Annotated in this window: 12 protein-coding genes; 8 read left to right on the plus strand and 4 right to left on the minus strand. The window is 54.8% G+C overall.

The window, feature by feature from the left end; all coding sequences use genetic code 11:
- Positions 1 to 86: 86 nt before the first annotated feature.
- The 4 genes from gshA (at position 87) to ACT3TY_RS08525 (ending at position 4,235) form a co-directional block, all read left to right on the plus strand.
- Positions 87 to 1,727, plus strand: coding sequence for a glutamate--cysteine ligase (gene gshA, locus ACT3TY_RS08510; protein ID WP_444627890.1), 1,641 nt, complete (start codon positions 87 to 89; stop codon positions 1,725 to 1,727).
- Positions 1,724 to 2,224, plus strand: coding sequence for a disulfide bond formation protein B (locus ACT3TY_RS08515; RefSeq protein ID WP_193057371.1), 501 nt, complete (start codon positions 1,724 to 1,726; stop codon positions 2,222 to 2,224). Before gshA ends, ACT3TY_RS08515 begins: the two co-directional genes overlap by 4 nt.
- 131 nt (positions 2,225 to 2,355) lie before the next feature.
- A complete protein-coding gene (rsd, locus tag ACT3TY_RS08520; protein ID WP_193057372.1) occupies positions 2,356 to 2,826 on the plus strand; it encodes a sigma D regulator in 471 nt (156 codons plus the stop codon).
- A 254-nt stretch (positions 2,827 to 3,080) separates the two neighbouring features.
- The gene (locus ACT3TY_RS08525) at positions 3,081 to 4,235 is read left to right on the plus strand and encodes a linear amide C-N hydrolase (RefSeq protein WP_444622704.1); all 1,155 of its coding nucleotides are present in this window, start codon (positions 3,081 to 3,083) and stop codon (positions 4,233 to 4,235) included.
- Positions 4,236 to 4,337: 102 nt separating this feature from the next.
- On the opposite strand, the gene ACT3TY_RS08530 is transcribed toward ACT3TY_RS08525, so the two are convergent.
- A complete protein-coding gene (locus ACT3TY_RS08530; protein WP_444627891.1) occupies positions 4,338 to 7,415 on the minus strand; it encodes an efflux RND transporter permease subunit in 3,078 nt (1,025 codons plus the stop codon).
- Positions 7,415 to 8,497 carry an efflux RND transporter periplasmic adaptor subunit gene (locus ACT3TY_RS08535; RefSeq protein ID WP_444627892.1) on the minus strand — a complete coding sequence of 361 codons (1,083 nt, stop codon included), beginning with the start codon at positions 8,495 to 8,497 and terminating at the stop codon, positions 7,415 to 7,417. Before ACT3TY_RS08535 ends, ACT3TY_RS08530 begins: the two co-directional genes overlap by 1 nt.
- A gap of 222 nt (positions 8,498 to 8,719) precedes the next feature.
- Here ACT3TY_RS08535 and ACT3TY_RS08540 point away from each other — a divergent pair, with 222 nt between their 5' ends.
- Entirely contained in the window at positions 8,720 to 9,694 is a 975-nt protein-coding gene (locus ACT3TY_RS08540) for a malate dehydrogenase (RefSeq protein ID WP_216657922.1), read from the plus strand.
- Between the two features lie 137 nt (positions 9,695 to 9,831).
- On the plus strand, positions 9,832 to 10,926 hold the full coding sequence (locus tag ACT3TY_RS08545) for a hypothetical protein (protein ID WP_444627893.1): 1,095 nt from the start codon (positions 9,832 to 9,834) through the stop codon (positions 10,924 to 10,926).
- Positions 10,927 to 11,274: 348 nt separating this feature from the next.
- Here the strand turns inward: ACT3TY_RS08545 and ACT3TY_RS08550 are convergent, their stop codons facing one another.
- Together ACT3TY_RS08550 and ACT3TY_RS08555 are read right to left on the minus strand one after the other, a co-directional pair.
- Positions 11,275 to 11,403: a hypothetical protein gene (locus tag ACT3TY_RS08550; RefSeq protein WP_444627894.1), complete on the minus strand. Its 129-nt coding sequence runs from the start codon at positions 11,401 to 11,403 to the stop codon at positions 11,275 to 11,277.
- A 914-nt stretch (positions 11,404 to 12,317) separates the two neighbouring features.
- Positions 12,318 to 12,974, minus strand: coding sequence for an HAD family hydrolase (locus ACT3TY_RS08555; RefSeq protein WP_172116180.1), 657 nt, complete (start codon positions 12,972 to 12,974; stop codon positions 12,318 to 12,320).
- A gap of 199 nt (positions 12,975 to 13,173) precedes the next feature.
- Here ACT3TY_RS08555 and ACT3TY_RS08560 point away from each other — a divergent pair, with 199 nt between their 5' ends.
- A complete protein-coding gene (locus ACT3TY_RS08560) occupies positions 13,174 to 13,668 on the plus strand; it encodes an RNA pyrophosphohydrolase (RefSeq protein ID WP_087105735.1) in 495 nt (164 codons plus the stop codon).
- Positions 13,669 to 13,751: 83 nt separating this feature from the next.
- Positions 13,752 to 16,013 carry a phosphoenolpyruvate--protein phosphotransferase gene (gene ptsP, locus ACT3TY_RS08565; protein ID WP_444627931.1) on the plus strand — a complete coding sequence of 754 codons (2,262 nt, stop codon included), beginning with the start codon at positions 13,752 to 13,754 and terminating at the stop codon, positions 16,011 to 16,013.
- The last annotated feature ends 7 nt before the right edge of the window (positions 16,014 to 16,020 follow it).

Genomic DNA, 16,020 nt, shown 5'->3' on the forward strand with positions numbered 1-16,020 from the left:
TTTATGATTGATGGATATGCTGGCGATGCCACCTGATTTCACCAGGGCTCGCCCAAAACGAGCCTTACTGACAAGGAGTGTTCACCTTGCCTGAACCACTCACTGTGCCATCTTCGCTGACCTCCCAGGTTGAGCGATTGTTGCCCAGCGCGCGCTTGGGCCGCATGGGACGCTTACGCCGCGGGCTGGAAAAAGAAGGACTGCGGGTTGATGCAAACGGCCATATTGCGCAAACCCCGCACCCAAGTGCTTTGGGTTCCAAGCTAACGCACCCGCATATCACCACTGATTATTCAGAAGCGTTGATTGAATACATTACCCCGGTGTATTCGCAGCCGCGTGAAGCCTTGGCCTTTTTATCGGATCTGCACACCTTTACCTATCAGCACCTTGACCAGGAGTGGGTCTGGCCGGGGAGTATGCCGTCACGGCTTTCAGGTAATGCCAGCGTGCCCATTGCGGATTACGGCTCTTCCAACGTCGGCACCATGAAGCACGTCTACCGTAAAGGGCTGGACGTACGTTATGGGCGGATCATGCAGGCAATTGCTGGCGTACATTACAACGTCTCGTTACCTGATGATATGTGGCACGCGCTGCGCGAGCTGGAAGGTGCAAATAATATCCCGTTTAACGACTATCGTTCGACGCGCTATTTTGGCCTTATCCGTAATTTTCGACGTCATAGCTGGCTGCTGCTTTATCTGTTTGGCGCTTCGCCTGCGGTAGATAAAAGCTTTTTGCCTAACGGCAATGTGCCTGAAAAGTTGAAGCCACTCAACGACGATACGTTTTATGCACCGTTCGCTACAACGCTGCGTATGTCGGATCTAGGCTATCAAAACAAGGTCCAGGCTCAGCTTAAAATCTGCTTTAACTCGCTATCCAACTATGTGAACACGTTGCGCCATGCGATCTCAACGCCGTGGCCGGATTATGAAAAACTCGGCGTTAATGTGGAGGGTAACTGGCAGCAGTTGAATGCCAATATTCTCCAGATAGAGAACGAGTACTACAGCGATATTCGTCCCAAGCGCGTCGCCAAGCATAACGAAACGCCTAGCCAGGCGCTTGAAGCGCGCGGTGTTGAGTATATTGAAGTGCGCTGTTTGGACCTGAACCCCTTTGACCCGCTGGGTGTCACCGAGACACAGATGCGCTTTGTCGACACCTTCCTGATGTGGTGTTTACTCAGCGATAGCCCGTGGATTTCTGATGATGAGTGCGACCGCCTGGACGACAACCGTCGTTGGGTGGTGGAGCGCGGCCGTGACCCAGAGTTAACGCTGATTCGTAATGGCCAGACCACCTCGGTTAGTGAGTGGGGCGAGCAGATTTTTGCAGAATTGCACGAAGTCGCCCGCCTGCTGGATGCTGTGGAAGACGATGCGCCTCACGCGGCAGCACTCAATGAGCTGGCCCCGCGTTTGCGAGATCCTTCGCTGACGCCCTCGGCTCAGCTGTTGGCGCTTATGAAAGAGGGCAATGGTTCGTTAAGTGATACGCTGCTTGGGCTGGCCAAGGAGCAGAGCGAAAAGCTTAAAAATACACCCATGCTACGCTCACGCGAAGCCTTGCTTGACCAGTTGATTGAGACCTCGCATCAGCAGCAGAAAGATATAGAAGCGGCAGACCAGGAGAGTTTTGCTGACTTCCTCGATACGTACTTTACCAAGGCGCGTGAATCGCGCGCGTTGTCTGCGTTACTACTTGAGGAGAGGCAATGAAGCCCACAGCACTTCGCCCCGTGGCCCTTGCAGGCTTGGCATTTTGTGTCTTGATGATGGCCGTCGCGCTTGGCCTTGAGCATATTATGGGTCTTGAACCCTGCCCGCTGTGCATTTTTCAGCGCGTAGCGGTCATTGCTGCAGGCGTGATCTTTGCGGTTGCGGCTATCCACAACCCAAACGGCCGTGTGGGGAAAGGCATTTACGGTGTGTTGGGGTTGATAGCGGTAGCCACCGGCGCGTTTATTGCCGGTCGCCATGTGTGGCTGCAAACCCTCCCGGCCGACGAGGTACCGTCCTGTGGCCCAGGTCTTGGCTACATGATGGATATTCTGCCCATGCAGGATGTCGTTGCCATGGTGTTGACAGGCTCTGGCGAGTGCGCCGAGATTGACGTTACCTTTATGGGGGCTTCTCTGCCTGCCTGGACATTCCTCGGCTTTGTTATCCTGGCGCTTGTACCTCTGCGGATATTGTGGCTAGCTATCAAGCGATAGATGGCTGTTTGTGTGGCCAGCGTTTTGGCTGGCCGTTAGCATCAAGGAAACGGCCCCTAACAGAATTGACAGAGAAAGGTGGAAACGCGAGCCTTACTCTGTTGTAGGTGGCTATTAGCAAGGAGAAACCCATGCTCGAAGATTGCAAAAATGCCCAAGAGCGCTGGGGAGGCGTTCATGGCTTGATCGACCGCTGGCTGGAGCAGCGCCGCGCGCTTTTGGCGAGCTTTATCGAGCTAAAGGAAGCCTGCGACACTGAACTAGAAGCCGTTAGCAAAGAGCGCATTGATACCTTTAGCCAAATGCTCATGGATTACATTAGCGCGGGGCATTTTGAGATTTACCCCCAGCTCGCGGAAGAAGCGAAAGCCTTTGATGATGAGAGTGCGCTGCACATCGCATCACGGCTTCTGGAGCGCCTTGAGATGTCTACGCAAATGGTGCTTGAGTTCGACCAGGATTACGAGTCACCTGTGCGTTGCCAGCAGCATTTGGTGCGCCTGCCCGCCTGGATTGATCGCTTGGCAAAAGGTCTCACTGAGCGTTTTGCGCTAGAAGATCAGCTCATTGCCCGCTTGCACGCCGCCAATACCCCCAGCTAAGCCTTTCCTCTTCATTGCTTGTTGTTGTTGTGCGCCAGATAAAAGCACCCTTGAAGGTGCTTTTTGTCGCATTTTATTCCGGCTAATCTTCCCAGACGCCCTGGTTTAATGGGGCGATACTTGCTGCTTGGTTGAGGCTTCCTAATACTGTTTCTTTTTATGAAGGAGACGTTTACATAAGTTGATTTAGTAATAAATAAGCTATAGTTTGCCTGAAGTGTGGTTTAACTATTAATAAGATGAGGAAGAGTAGTATGCGACGTTTTTCCAAGCCTTGTTTAGCAGGTTTTTGCCTATCGGCTATCAGTATTGCTCTCGCGCCCACAGTGGCCGCATGTACCTCCCTTCTTTATAGCGACGCAAATGATAAATTTTATGCGGGCCGCACCATGGAACTGCCCATGGAGCTACCTTATAAAGTGTCCTACTTTCCAGCAGGCACTAGCTTTGGCTCGCAGGCTGATAAACATCACGTGCTGGACTTTACCGGCCAAAACGCCTTTGTTGCCGTTACGGTGCCGGACCCCGTATCAAAAGATTTAAAAGTAGCTGAAGGTGTTAACGACAAGGGTTTGACGTTTGGCTTGCTGGCGTATGCCAGCACCGAAGGCCCCGCCGATATGGTTAACAATACGCAGGCGGTGCTGGCAGCTATCGACCTCGGCGCTTGGGCGCTTTCTCAGTTTTCTACCGTTGACGAAGTAAAGCAGGCGTTAGAAGAACAACCTGTTATGGTGACGTCGCTACTGCCGATGGGCGTGCTGGATACGCCGTTTCACTACACGTTGCACGATGCCACGGGCAAATCCATCGTGATAGAGTTTGCCAATCACGAGCAGAATGTTATCGACAACCCGCTAGGGGTCATGACCAACGGGCCAGAATTTTCCTGGCACATGACCAACCTGAATAACTACACGTTTTTAAGTAACATTGACCAATCAAAGCTGGAATTGAGTGGGGTAAAACTTGCTCAGCCTGACTCAGGAATTGCGACGGCCGGGCTGCCTGCGTCGAATACGTCAGTTGGGCGCTTTGTGCGCGCTATTTACTACTCCCAGTTTGCTGAAAAAGCAGAAAACGCAGACAGCGCCATCACTACACTGGCCCATGTCATGAATAACTTTGACCGGCCACGCGGTATTACCATCGACAACCGGTTCCGCGATTCGATTGAAAATATTGCTGCCCCCGGCGTTAATGATGACCGTGTCTATACCTCGGAGTACACCTCATGGACGTCACTGATTGACCTTCAACAGCGGACGCTTCACCTACGCTCTTACGATAGCCTTAACTACATCCATTTCGATCTGGATGAGCTCACGGATATTGATGAGATCCGTCATGTTGAACTCAAGGATGTGGTTCATGGCCCGCAAGATGCCACGCTGGCCCTGAGTCAATAAGCCAGGTTTACAGGGCCGACGTTTACAGGGCTGGTGTTTATAGGGCCAATGCTTATAAGAAAAGGGGGGGCGCTCAAACGGCCCCTTGTGTTCGTCTGGCCGCTACGGCTTGTGGCGGTGTAGTTTGCCACCCAGCACCAGCATGCAGGGCGTCAGCAGAAGGGTGAGGGCGGTCGCGAAGGTAAGCCCGCCGGCAATAGCGCTCGACATCTGTGTCCACCACTGCGCTGAAGGGGCGTTGAACCCAAGTGACGGTGCGAACAGGTTGACGTTCATGCCCAGTACCATCGGCATCAAACCCAGCACTGTGGTGATTGCCGTTAACAGCACCGGGCGAAGCCGCAAACAGCCTGCTTCCAATGCGGCCTCGGCCGGTGCCATCCCTTCAAGACGTAGCTCATTATAGGTATCGATTAGTACGATATTGTTATTCACCACGATACCGGCCAGCGCAATGACCCCCATACCGACCATCACAATGCCAAAGGCCTGACCCGTGATCAGCAGTCCTATCAATATTCCGGCTGTCGAGAAGACGATGGCCGAAAGCACTAGAATCGCTTGGTAGAAGCTGTTGAATTGAGTCACCAGGATCAGCGACATCAGCCCAATAGCGACAAAGAACGCACTGATCAAGAACTGCATCGCCTCCAGTTGGTCCTCCTGTTCACCGGCCACATTCACCATCAAATCATTGGGCAGCTTGTCTTGCGCTGCCTGAAACAGTGCCCTTAAACGTTCATCTGCCAGATACCCCGGCGCCAAATCAGCTTCGACGGTAATGGCTCGGCGCCCATTAATACGATTAAGCGTGCCTACTTTGGGTGCTGGAGTAATCTCCACGAAGTGAGAAATAGGCACCTGCCCGCGCGGTGTGTTTATCGTCATGCGGCCGAGTTGGTCGAGTGAGCGCCAACCTTCCGGTAACCGAATTCGAATATCGACCTCATCACTAACGTCAGGCGGCCGGTAGCTGGCCACCTGTAAGCCGTTGGTAAGCAGTTGCACCGCACTGCCAATGGTCGTGATATCAGTGCCCATGCGCGCAGCCGCTTCCCGGTCCACATTGATCCGCCACTCCACGCCTGGCAGGCTACGGTTATCCTGAATGGCAACGAACCCCCCTAGCTCATGCATGATGGCTTGTAACTGGTCCACCCCTGCATCGGCAACGGCTGGGTTCATGGCGCTGACTTCCAGAACGATAGGCTTTCCGCCTCCAGGCCCCATCTCCTGCTCCTGAAACTCCAGGCGAATACCGGGAATGTCGCTGGCGCGTTCGGCCATATCGGCCAAAATTTCTCGGGAAGGGCGGCGCTCATACCAATCAATAAACTGAAACTGGAGTACGCCGATAACATCGTTCCCCAGTTGCTCGTTAGGAACGGCAAACGAACGCGCGTAGAGCGCCTGTACTTCGCTCATCCCTGATAGCCGTGCCTCCACGCGCTGAACAATGGCATCCGCCTCCAGGGCAGAGAAGTCGCCACGGGCGCGTACCAACACCTGGGCGCTGTCCGGCTCAACGTTGGGGAAGAAGTCGACCCCGTGATTGAGGCGCCCGTAGGCTGTGTAAATTAATGCCAGCAGCAGCACGGCAATGATAAGTACCCAGCCAGGGCGGGCCAGTAGGCGAGAAAGTAAGCGCCGGTAGGCGCGGCCCAGCCGAGTACTTTGGTCGGGGCGAACTCCGCCCTGCGCTGGCTCGGTGGCCGTACGGGTAAACAGTCGCCCAAGCGTGGGTAAGAAAATCAGCGCCATGGCCAGCGACGCCAGTAAACAGAGAATAACGGTTGCCGGCAGATACTTCATAAACTGACCGACCATGCCGGGCCAAAACAGCAGGGGGATAAACACCGCGAGTGTCGTGGCGGTAGAGGCGATCACCGGCCAGCTCATACGTGAGGCAGCATTCAGCCATGCCTGGTGGGGCGATTGCCCCTCGCGCAGGTGACGATCCGCCAGCTCGCTCACCACAATCGCCCCATCTACCAGCATGCCCGCGACCAGAATCAAGGCGAAGAGCACCACAATGTTGAGCGTGAATCCAAACGCCCAGACCAGCAGAATACCGGTTAAAAAGGCGCCAGGAATAGTCAGGCCCACCAGAAGCGCCATGCGCAAGCCCATCACGGCGACCACCACGATGAGCACCAGTACTACCGCAGTCAGCACGTTATTGAGAAGCTCTGAAAGCATATCCTCAACCGTGACCGATTGGTCGAGAATGGTGGTGATATTTAACTGCTCAGGCAACAAATCACTTGCCTGGTCGAGTGTTTCGCGCACCGCAGCAATGGTGGCAATAATGTTGGCACCAGCGCGTTTGGATATTTCCAGTACTACGGCGGGCTGGTCATCAATACGGGCAAAGCCTGCGGGGTCTTTAAAGGTGGGGTGAATCCAGGCGACGTCGCCAAAGGTAACAACGCGGTCCTCATCCACCTTCACCGGCATGTTCATAACATCTTCAAGCGACTCGATAACGCCGGGCACCTTCAACGCCATACGGCCTGCGCCAGTATCCAGGCTGCCCGCTGCTACCAGTCGGTTGTTATTGGAGACGATGTTAAACAGCTCGTTGAAATCGATGCCGTAACTCTCCAGCACCAATGGGTCGACCACGATCTCCAGCAAGTCCTCCTGCTCACCACCAATATCCACTTCCAGCACATCGGCGATGCCTTCAATCTCCTCCTTTAAGTGGCGCGCAACGGTAATCCGTTCCCGGGTATCCAACTGCCCGGAAAGGCCAATACTAAGTACCGGAAATTCCGACACATTGACTTCCATGACCCGTGGTTCATCCGCTTCGGAAGGTAAGTCGCTGCGAGCGATATCAACGCGGTCACGAACGTCGGAAAGCGCCGTGTCAGGGTCAAAGCCTGGGTCAAACTCCAATGAAATAGAGGCGTGGCCTTCGTTGGATTGGGCCGTGAACTTGCGCAGTCCTGCAATGCCGCGCAGTTCCTGCTCCATAGGACGAATCAGCAGGCGCTCACCATCCTCCGGGCTCACACCCTCCAGCGTCAGCGAAACGTAAATCAGCGGAATCGTAACGTCGGGGTTGGCTTCCTTGGGAATGACCTGCCAGGCAACCACGCCTGCCAGCAGTAGGCTAACCAGCAGAAACAGCGTGGTGCGCGTATGGTGAAGCGCGGCATCAATCAACTGGCGCATTAGCGGGCCTCGGATGCAGCATCAACAGAAACAGGCTCGACAACCTCGCCTGGATTCACAAGGCCAGCGCCCAGCGTGATTAAGCGCACCTGATCGGGCAGCCCACTGACATAGGCACTTTCAATCGTCGCGCTAACCAGCTCCACCGGCGTCTCAATCACTTCGTTATCGGCATTGATATGCTTGATAGTCAGCTGGTTTTCATGGCCAAGAGACAGCAGCGCAGGCGAGAGGCTGTGTACAGAGCGGGGCGGCAGGGTAATCGTAAGCTCCGCGCTACCGCCGGACATGGGCAGCTGCAAAGGGTTATCCAGCGTTGCTTCGACATAGAACGTACGCGTCGCTTCATTGGCCCGGCGGCTAATAAAGCTCAGCTCGCCCTCAAGATGAGCACCATTGAGCAAGCGAGCCGTAACGGGCAGGCCAACGGCCAGGTCACCCACTTGTTGCTGAGACACCCAAGCGGTGCCGGTTAAACGGCGATCATCTACCAGTCGCCCCCACTCTTCGCCGGGTTGAACGAGATCACCCAATTCAACCTCAATACGGTCCAGCGTGCCGCTAAATGGGGCTTGAGGGCGTGAGTCGGCAAGCTGTTTTTCAAGCTGAGCGACTTGCGCTGCACTCGCGCTTAACGAGGCTTGTAAACGCAGCAGTTCGGGCTGGGAAATAAGCTGACGATCACGCAAATTCTGGGCGCCGGAGTATTCGGCTTGGGCGAGCGAAAGTTCATCGCGGGCTTGCTGTAAGCGTTCTGGCAGGGCGTCGTTATCCAGCACCAGTAGCGTATCCCCGGCCTCAACAGGGCTCCCTTGGGCAATAGGTTTTTCAACGACAAACCCACCGACGTTGGCGCGCAGGGTGACCTCACGCTCGGCGGTTAGCTGGCCTTGAAGCATTTGCTGAGGGATGTAGGGCACGCTGTCGAGTGTCATCACTTCAACGCGCGGACCGCTTACGGAGCTACTTTGTGCCTCGGGAGGCGCGGATTGAAAGCGCTGGAAATCGCCCAGCACTAACCAAATGACCAGACCCAATACCAGTAAACTGGCCAGCATATAAGAAGAGGGAAGTTTGCGCATAAAGGGGGATCTATCCCTGGCAACTGTGTGCAACGACACACGAACAAGAAAAAAGGTGCAGCGATACAATAGCGCAACCAACGGCTTGCAGCGAGTGATTGGCAGGCCCGATGAAGGCAAAGTCACCGTATGGATGATTGAGTTTTTGCATGACTGCGCATAACATCTTGGCATCTTGAGTTCTGTCGACCCATTTGAAGGCGAACCAACCAAGGAGCAATGATGAAAGATCCAGTACGTATTGCGATTACCGGCGGTGCCGGCCAGATCAGTTACTCTCTTATTTTCCGCATCGCCGCTGGCGATATGCTGGGGCCGGATCAGCCTGTCATTCTTCAGCTGCTCGAAATTCCGCAAGCAATGGACGCGCTGAACGGCGTAGTAATGGAAGTCAACGACTGCGCCTTCCCGCTGGTACAAGACATTGTTGCCACTGACGATGCCAACGTTGCATTTAAAGATGCTGACTTCGCCCTGTTAGTCGGCGCGCGCCCGCGTGGCCCGGGTATGGAGCGTAAAGATCTGCTGGAAGCCAACGCCGCGATCTTCTCTGTACAAGGTAAAGCGCTGAACGATCACGCTAGCCGTGACGTTAAAGTGCTGGTGGTGGGTAACCCGGCCAACACCAACGCGTTGATTGCTTCGTGCAACGCGCCGGACCTGGACAAAGGCCAGTTCACTGCCATGACGCGTCTGGACCATAACCGCGCCCTGACGCAGCTGGCCCAGAAAACCGGCAAGCACGTGACCGACGTTGAAAACATGATCATCTGGGGCAACCACAGCGCGACCCAGTACCCCGATATCGCTCAGTGCAAGGTTGACGGTAAAGCGGCGTTTGATCTGGTTGAACGTGACTGGTATGAAAACGACTTTATCCCCACCGTGCAGCAGCGCGGCGCGGCGATCATCAAAGCACGTGGCGCGTCTTCTGCGGCCTCCGCTGCCTCTTCTGCCATCGACCATATGCACGACTGGGCGCTGGGCTCCAAAGGTATCGTCAGCATGGCGATTCCGTCTGACGGCAGCTACGGCATCGCCGAAGGTATCATCTACTCCTACCCGGTGCGTTGCCAGGGTGGCAAGTATGAAATTGTTCAAGGCTTTGAGCTTGACGAGTTCAGCCAAGAGAAGATGAAAGCAACCGAGAAAGAGTTGCGTGAAGAGCGCGCAGCCGTTGAGCACCTGCTCGGCTAAACGCGCTTCTGATTCTGTTAGTAACAACAACCCCGCAAGCCCAGGCTTGCGGGGTTGTTGTTTTATAAGTAACGCTTATTATTTCTATAATATGGACAAGATACGATGATTTTAAAGTAAAGAGAAAGGTGCTTCGGATGAGCTTAATTACTCAAAAGCAGGCTGCAAGGACAAATAAGAAGGGCCAGTCGCCTGAGCAAGCGCTTCATCGGGAATGGGAGCGTATTATCAAGCTGAAAGCGGGTAACGAACGGCTTGAGGATGATTTGAAAACCTTTGAAAAAGAATGCCTAGAGGTTATCGGGCCAGTAGAAGAGCAGGCGGCAGAGGCAATACTGGACCAAACCCGGCATTTAGGTACCTTTTTGTCGCGTAAATCATTAGCCCAGTGGCAACGCGCCGAGTTGATGGGCTGGATTGAAGAAAATCTAAACGATCTTCTGGCAAATCCTTTCTGTGATAGGCAAGTGCTTGAGGAGGTGCTTCAGCATATCGTTGATATGGATAACAGTAGGCTATCGCCGGAGCAGAGGCACGCGTATCAAAATAATAATGAAGATGGCATGAATGATGGTGCTCAGTATGCGCAAGAGGACTCAGAAGATATTGACAGTGAGAGCTTTGAGGCTTTGGAAGAGGAGCTTTTTGAAGAGTTCTTTCATCAGCAGCAAGAGCAGCAGCAAGAAAGAGAGCAGGAGCAAGAAGGTCAACAATCCTTGCAAGCGATGCTGGGAAAGTCATCTGTCAATATGATCTTTCGACGCTTAGCTCGCCTGCTGCATCCTGACCGAGAGTTGGATGCTGATCTTAAGCAGCTACGTGGCGAGCAGATGGGGCGAGCGACTCATGCAAGAGACAGCAACGATCTATTCACGCTGTTTTCAATGTATGAGGAGCATGTCGGCGAGTCACCCTTGGCTGACTTGGGGGATGATAAAAAGGTGCTAAAATTGCTGAAATCTTACTCGCGGACATTGCGGGAGCAGCGTGACGATATTATTAATGTTACTCCTATACGTGCGGGTTTTTATCAGCATTTTTATGATGCCAAACCAGAGATTAGAAAGCGTAAACTGCAGGAGTATTGCAAGAAGGCAAGAGATCAGGCGAAGCGAGAAAAAGAGATTACTCACTCCATTCGCAGTATTGCGACACTCAAGCCTCATCTGGAAGAACGCTATGACATGGGGATGTCTCAGTTTGCTGTCGAAAGCTTGCTAGCATCCTATTAGCGCGTTTTTTGATCTCGCGACGGTGTGCAACCATTTGAGGGGATTCTTGTAGCGCGTGGTAAGCGAAGCGCACCCGCAGCGGCGGCCCGGCGCGGGAGCAGCGCGCAGCGGTGCCGGGGTTGATTCTGTGCCTTTAGGCGTCGTACCGCCGCCATTCGCGGGTGCCTTGCCGCTCGTTCCTCACGGCGCGTTACCGCGCGCTACTATATGTGGCCATTTGGGGGGGATTCTCGTAGCGCGTGGTAAGCGCAGCGCACCCGCGGGAGCAGCGCGCAGCGTTGCCGGGGTTAATTATGTGCCTTTAGGCGTCGTACCGCCGCCATTCGCGGGTGCCTTGCCGCTCGTTCCTCACGGCGCGTTACCGCGCGCTACGATGTGTGCAGCCATCTGAGGGGATTCTTGTAGCGCGTGGTAAGCGCCGCGCAGCGTTGCCGGGGTTGAATGCGGTGGCACATCCGGGCGACGTACCGCCGCCATTCGCGGGTGCCTTGCCGCTCGTTCCTCACGGCGCGTTACCGCGCGCTACGATGTGTGCAGCCATCTGAGGGGGTTCTTGTAGCGCGTGGTAAGCGAAGCGCACCCGCGGGATCAGCGCGCAGCGGTGCCGGGGTTGATTCTGTGCCTTTAGGCGTCGTAAGGCGTCGTACCGCCGCCATTCGTGGGTGCCTTGCCGTTCGTTCCTCACGGCGCGTTACCACGCGCTACGATGTGTGCGGCCATCTGAGGGGATTCTTGTAGCGCGTGGTAAGCGCCAGCGCACCCGCGGGAGCAGCGCGCAGCGTTGCCGGGGTTGAATGCGGTGGCACATCCGGGCGTCGTACCGCCGCCATTCGCGGGTGCCTTGCCGTTCGTTCCTCACGGCGCGTTACCACGCGCTACGATATGCGCAGCCATCTGAGGGGATTCTTGTAGCGCGTGGTAAGCGCAGCGCACCCGCAGCGGCGGCCCGCCGCGGAAGCAGCGCGCAGCGGTGCCGGGGTTGATTATGTGCCTTTAGGCGTCGTACCGCCGCCATTCGCGGGTGCCTTGCCGCTCGTTCCTCACGGCGCGTTACCGCGCGCTACGATGTGTGTAGCCATCTGAGGGGATTCTTGTAGCGCGTGGTAAGCGCCAGCGCACCCGCGGATGCAGCGCGAAGCGGTGCCGGGGTTAGGTGGCCCGGCCCGGGCGGCTGGTGTCGCCATTCGCGGGTGCCTTGCCGTTCGTTCCTCACGGCGCGTTACCACGCGCTACGATGTGTACAGCCATATGAGGGGATTCTTGTAGCGCGTGGTAAGCGCAGCGCACCCGCGGGAGCAGCGCGCAGCGGTGCCGGGGTTGATTATGTGCCTTTAGGCGTCGTACCGTCGCCATCCGTGCGCAGCCACCTGACGGTGATTCACGTTAAAGCGCTAATCACGAAGGCTCATGATTCGCCATTGGCGCTGTTCGGCTACCTGGCGGAGGGTGTTGTCCGGGTCAACGGCTACCGGGTGATCAACCTCTTCAAGCAACGGCAGGTCATTATGTGAGTCGCTGTAAAACCAAGCGCCGTCCAGCGTAAAGTCCTTGTCTTCTAACCATTCATGCAAACGGGTAATTTTGCCTTCCCGATAACTGGGGATGCCGGAGACGCGCCCGGTATACCGGCCATTCTCCATTTCCGGATTCACCGCGATCAAATAATCAACGCCCAAGCGCTCAGCAATGGGGGCGGTAATAAAATGGTTGGTCGCGGTCACAATAAGCAGCGTGTCGCCCCGGGTGCGGTGCCGCGCCAATAACTCTTCGGCCTTGGAAAGAATATGCGGTTCTATTTTGCTGGCCATAAATTGCTGATGCCAGGCCGCTAACTGTTCAGGTGTGTTATCCGCTAACGGCTTAAGTGCCACTTCCAGAAACGCCGCCATATCCAGCGTGCCCGCCTTGTAATCGGCCATAAAACGCTCATTGGCTTCGCGATAGGCGATGGGGTCTACAGCGCCTTGCTCGAGCAAAAACTCACCCCATGCATGATCGCTGTCGATGGATATCAGCGTATTATCCAGATCGAAAATAGCCAGGCTCACGGCGCTCCCCTTATGGTCGATTATCGTTTGAAAGTTATAGGTATGAACGGCAAAACAAAGAGGCGGATTATCGCAGAGTCCTTGGTTCTTTCCCACCCGGGCCGCGCACGCGTTCACGACTTGGCGTTATATTGTATTGATACGCTTGTCACCCTTGTGGAAAAATGGGGATAACTGAAAATTTAATAAGGTGATGTCCGTGATCGACGCTGACGGCTTTCGCCCCAATGTTGGCATTATCATTGCCAACAGCCAGGGGCAGCTGCTTTGGGCGCGTCGTGTAGGACAGAATGCGTGGCAGTTTCCCCAGGGAGGCATTAACGCAAGCGAAACACCGCAACAGGCTCTTTTTCGTGAGCTTTTTGAGGAAATCGGCCTAACCGCCGATGATGTTGATATTATCGCCTGTACCCGGGGATGGCTGCGCTACCGTCTACCACGACGCATGATTCGTACCCATTCACGGCCAGTGTGTATTGGCCAAAAACAGAAATGGTATTTGCTAAAAATTCGCTGTCAGGAAAATCGAATTTGTATGACGGCAACGCCCAAACCTGAATTCGATGGTTGGCGGTGGGTGAGCTATTGGTACCCACTCGGGCAAGTGGTACCGTTCAAACGAGAGGTGTATCGGCGCGCGCTAAGAGAGCTTTCTCCCCGCGTTCAGCGCTTGGCACAAGATGATGAAAGATAACGTGCTCCACGGCTCTGGATGAGCGGTGAAAGTCTGTCGAAAAGATCCTCAGCGAGGCAAACAATGTGAAAAGTAAAACGTCCATGCTTGAGGTATTGCGTCGTGTTATTCAGGAAGTAAATGGTGCACGCAACCTGGACGTCGCGCTGTCGACGATGGTGCGTCGTATCCGTAAGGCCATGCAGACCGATGTGTGCTCATTCTACCTTTATGATAAAGAGCTTGAGTCGCTCGTTTTAATGGAAACGATTGGTCTGCGTACTCAAGCGGTAGGACACGTTGTGCTGCCGTTAGGGGAGGGTCTGGTGGGCCTGGTAGCCAAGCGCAGCGAGCCCTTGAACCTGGAAGACGCACGGCTCCACCCTCATTTTCGCTATTTTGAAGCGACGGGTGAGGAGCGCTATTCCAGCTTTCTAGGCGTACCGATTATTCACCAGCGTCATATGCTGGGTGTGCTGGTTGTTCAGCAGGCTGAAAAACGCCGCTATGATGATCAAGATGAAGCCTTCCTGGTCACCATGGCCGCTCAGTTGGCAGGCGTGCTGGCTCATGCGCTGGCAACGGGTAACCTTGCGCGGCCTGCATTACCGGGCGGGCAGGCCATGTTTAAAGGGGTCGCAGCGTCACCCGGTATTGCCATGGGCGAGGTGGTCGTTATTACGCCACCGGCTGACCTTAATAGCGTGCCAGACCTTATTCCCAATAATGAAGCGTATGAAATTGCGCGTTTAAAAGAGGCGATCGGTAAAACGCGCGATGAAATTCGTGCAGCGGCCGAGCGTCTAGCCAGTCGAATCTCCACCCAGGAACTGGCGCTTTTTGATGTTTACCAGCAAATGCTGGGTGAAGCAGCCCTTTCTGAAGAGGTCGAAAAGCGTATTCGTGAAGGGCAGTGGGCGCCAGGTGCGCTGGCCGATGTGGTGCGCCGCCACGTTCAATATCTGGAACGGGTAGATGACGATTATCTCCGCGAGCGCGCTGCGGATATTCGTGATTTAGGCCGCCGGGTATTAGCTCATTTGCAAGAGGGGGCGCCTTCAACGCCCGAAACCTACCCCGATAATGCCATTTTAGTGGGCGATGAAATTAGTGTCGCCATGTTGGGCGAAGTGCCGCGAGAGAAGCTCAAAGGGCTGGTTTCTGTGCGAGGTTCAGGTACATCGCACGTTGCCATTGTCGCCCGTGCTATGGGTATCCCCACGGTATTGGGCATGATGGATTTACCATTGCCACGCTTAAATGGCGCACCGGTTGTGTTGGATGGTCACCGTGGGCGGCTGTTTGTTCGTCCGTCGGCTGAGCTGACGTCGCGTTATGAAAGCTTAATTGCGGAAGAGCAAGCGTTAAGCGAGCTTCTAGAGCATGAGCAGGACCTGCCCAGTACGACCCCGGATGGCCATGAAATGCCGCTGATGGTCAATACGGGGCTAGCGGTAGATGCCACCGCACTGCTTAAAAGCCGTATTGCAGGTGTTGGGCTTTATCGTACGGAAGTGCCGTTTATGATTGCTGAGCGCTTCCCCGGCGAACAAGAACAGATGCGTATGTATCGAGAACAGTTGGAAGGGTTTGCGCCCTTGCCCGTGGTGATGCGTACACTGGATATTGGGGGCGATAAAGACCTGCCTTACTTCCCTATTGAAGAAGCCAATCCTTTTCTAGGCTGGCGCGGGATGCGGGTAACGCTGGATCATCCTGAAGTGCTTATGGTGCAGCTGCGTGCCATGCTCAAGGCTTCTCATGGTCTAAACAACCTCTATGTGCTTTTCCCGATGATTACCAATGTTGAGGAAGTGGATGAGGCGCTGCGACTATTGGATCGCGCGATTATTGAACTGGGGGAAGAGGGCATCATCATAAAGCGTCCCAAAGTGGGCGTGATGATTGAGGTGCCGGCAACCATTTATCAAATGGATGCGCTGGCAAAGCGGGTCGACTTCTTCTCTGTGGGTAGTAACGATCTCACCCAGTATTTGCTGGCGGTTGACCGTAACAATGCACGGGTTTCCAGCCTTTATGATGCGATGCACCCAGCACTTTTAGGCGCCCTGCAGGAACTTTCCCAGGATGCCAAGCGGCTTAATAAACCCATTTCTTTATGCGGAGAATTGGCCGGTGACCCGGCGGGGGCGCTGTTATTGATGGCTATGGGGTTTAACACGCTTTCAATGAACGCCCCCAGCTTACCCAAGGTGCGTGCGGCCATTCGACGCGTGACACTTCAGGATGCCAAAACTCTACTGGCTGAAATCATGGACCTGGATACGCCTTCCCAGGTACACGAGCATCTTAATAAGCGCATGGACGAGTGGCAGCTTTCGCATCTGTTGCCTCCACGCGATTAATGCTGCT

It is taken from the genome of Halomonas sp. AOP22-C1-8 (assembly GCF_052378905.1).
GTDB classification, from domain to species: Bacteria; Pseudomonadota; Gammaproteobacteria; order Pseudomonadales; family Halomonadaceae; genus Vreelandella; species Vreelandella citrativorans.

Coding starts and splice junctions, on each gene's coding strand:
- ACT3TY_RS08545 (WP_444627893.1), top strand. CDS start 9,832: ATGAGCTTAATTACTCAAAAGCAGGCTGCAAGGACAAATAAGAAGGGC.
- rsd (WP_193057372.1), top strand. CDS start 2,356: ATGCTCGAAGATTGCAAAAATGCCCAAGAGCGCTGGGGAGGCGTTCAT.
- ACT3TY_RS08535 (WP_444627892.1), bottom strand. CDS start 8,497: ATGCGCAAACTTCCCTCTTCTTATATGCTGGCCAGTTTACTGGTATTG.
- ACT3TY_RS08540 (WP_216657922.1), top strand. CDS start 8,720: ATGAAAGATCCAGTACGTATTGCGATTACCGGCGGTGCCGGCCAGATC.
- ptsP (WP_444627931.1), top strand. CDS start 13,752: ATGCTTGAGGTATTGCGTCGTGTTATTCAGGAAGTAAATGGTGCACGC.
- ACT3TY_RS08525 (WP_444622704.1), top strand. CDS start 3,081: ATGCGACGTTTTTCCAAGCCTTGTTTAGCAGGTTTTTGCCTATCGGCT.
- ACT3TY_RS08515 (WP_193057371.1), top strand. CDS start 1,724: ATGAAGCCCACAGCACTTCGCCCCGTGGCCCTTGCAGGCTTGGCATTT.
- ACT3TY_RS08530 (WP_444627891.1), bottom strand. CDS start 7,415: ATGCGCCAGTTGATTGATGCCGCGCTTCACCATACGCGCACCACGCTG.
- ACT3TY_RS08550 (WP_444627894.1), bottom strand. CDS start 11,403: ATGGCGGCGGTACGTCGCCCGGATGTGCCACCGCATTCAACCCCGGCA.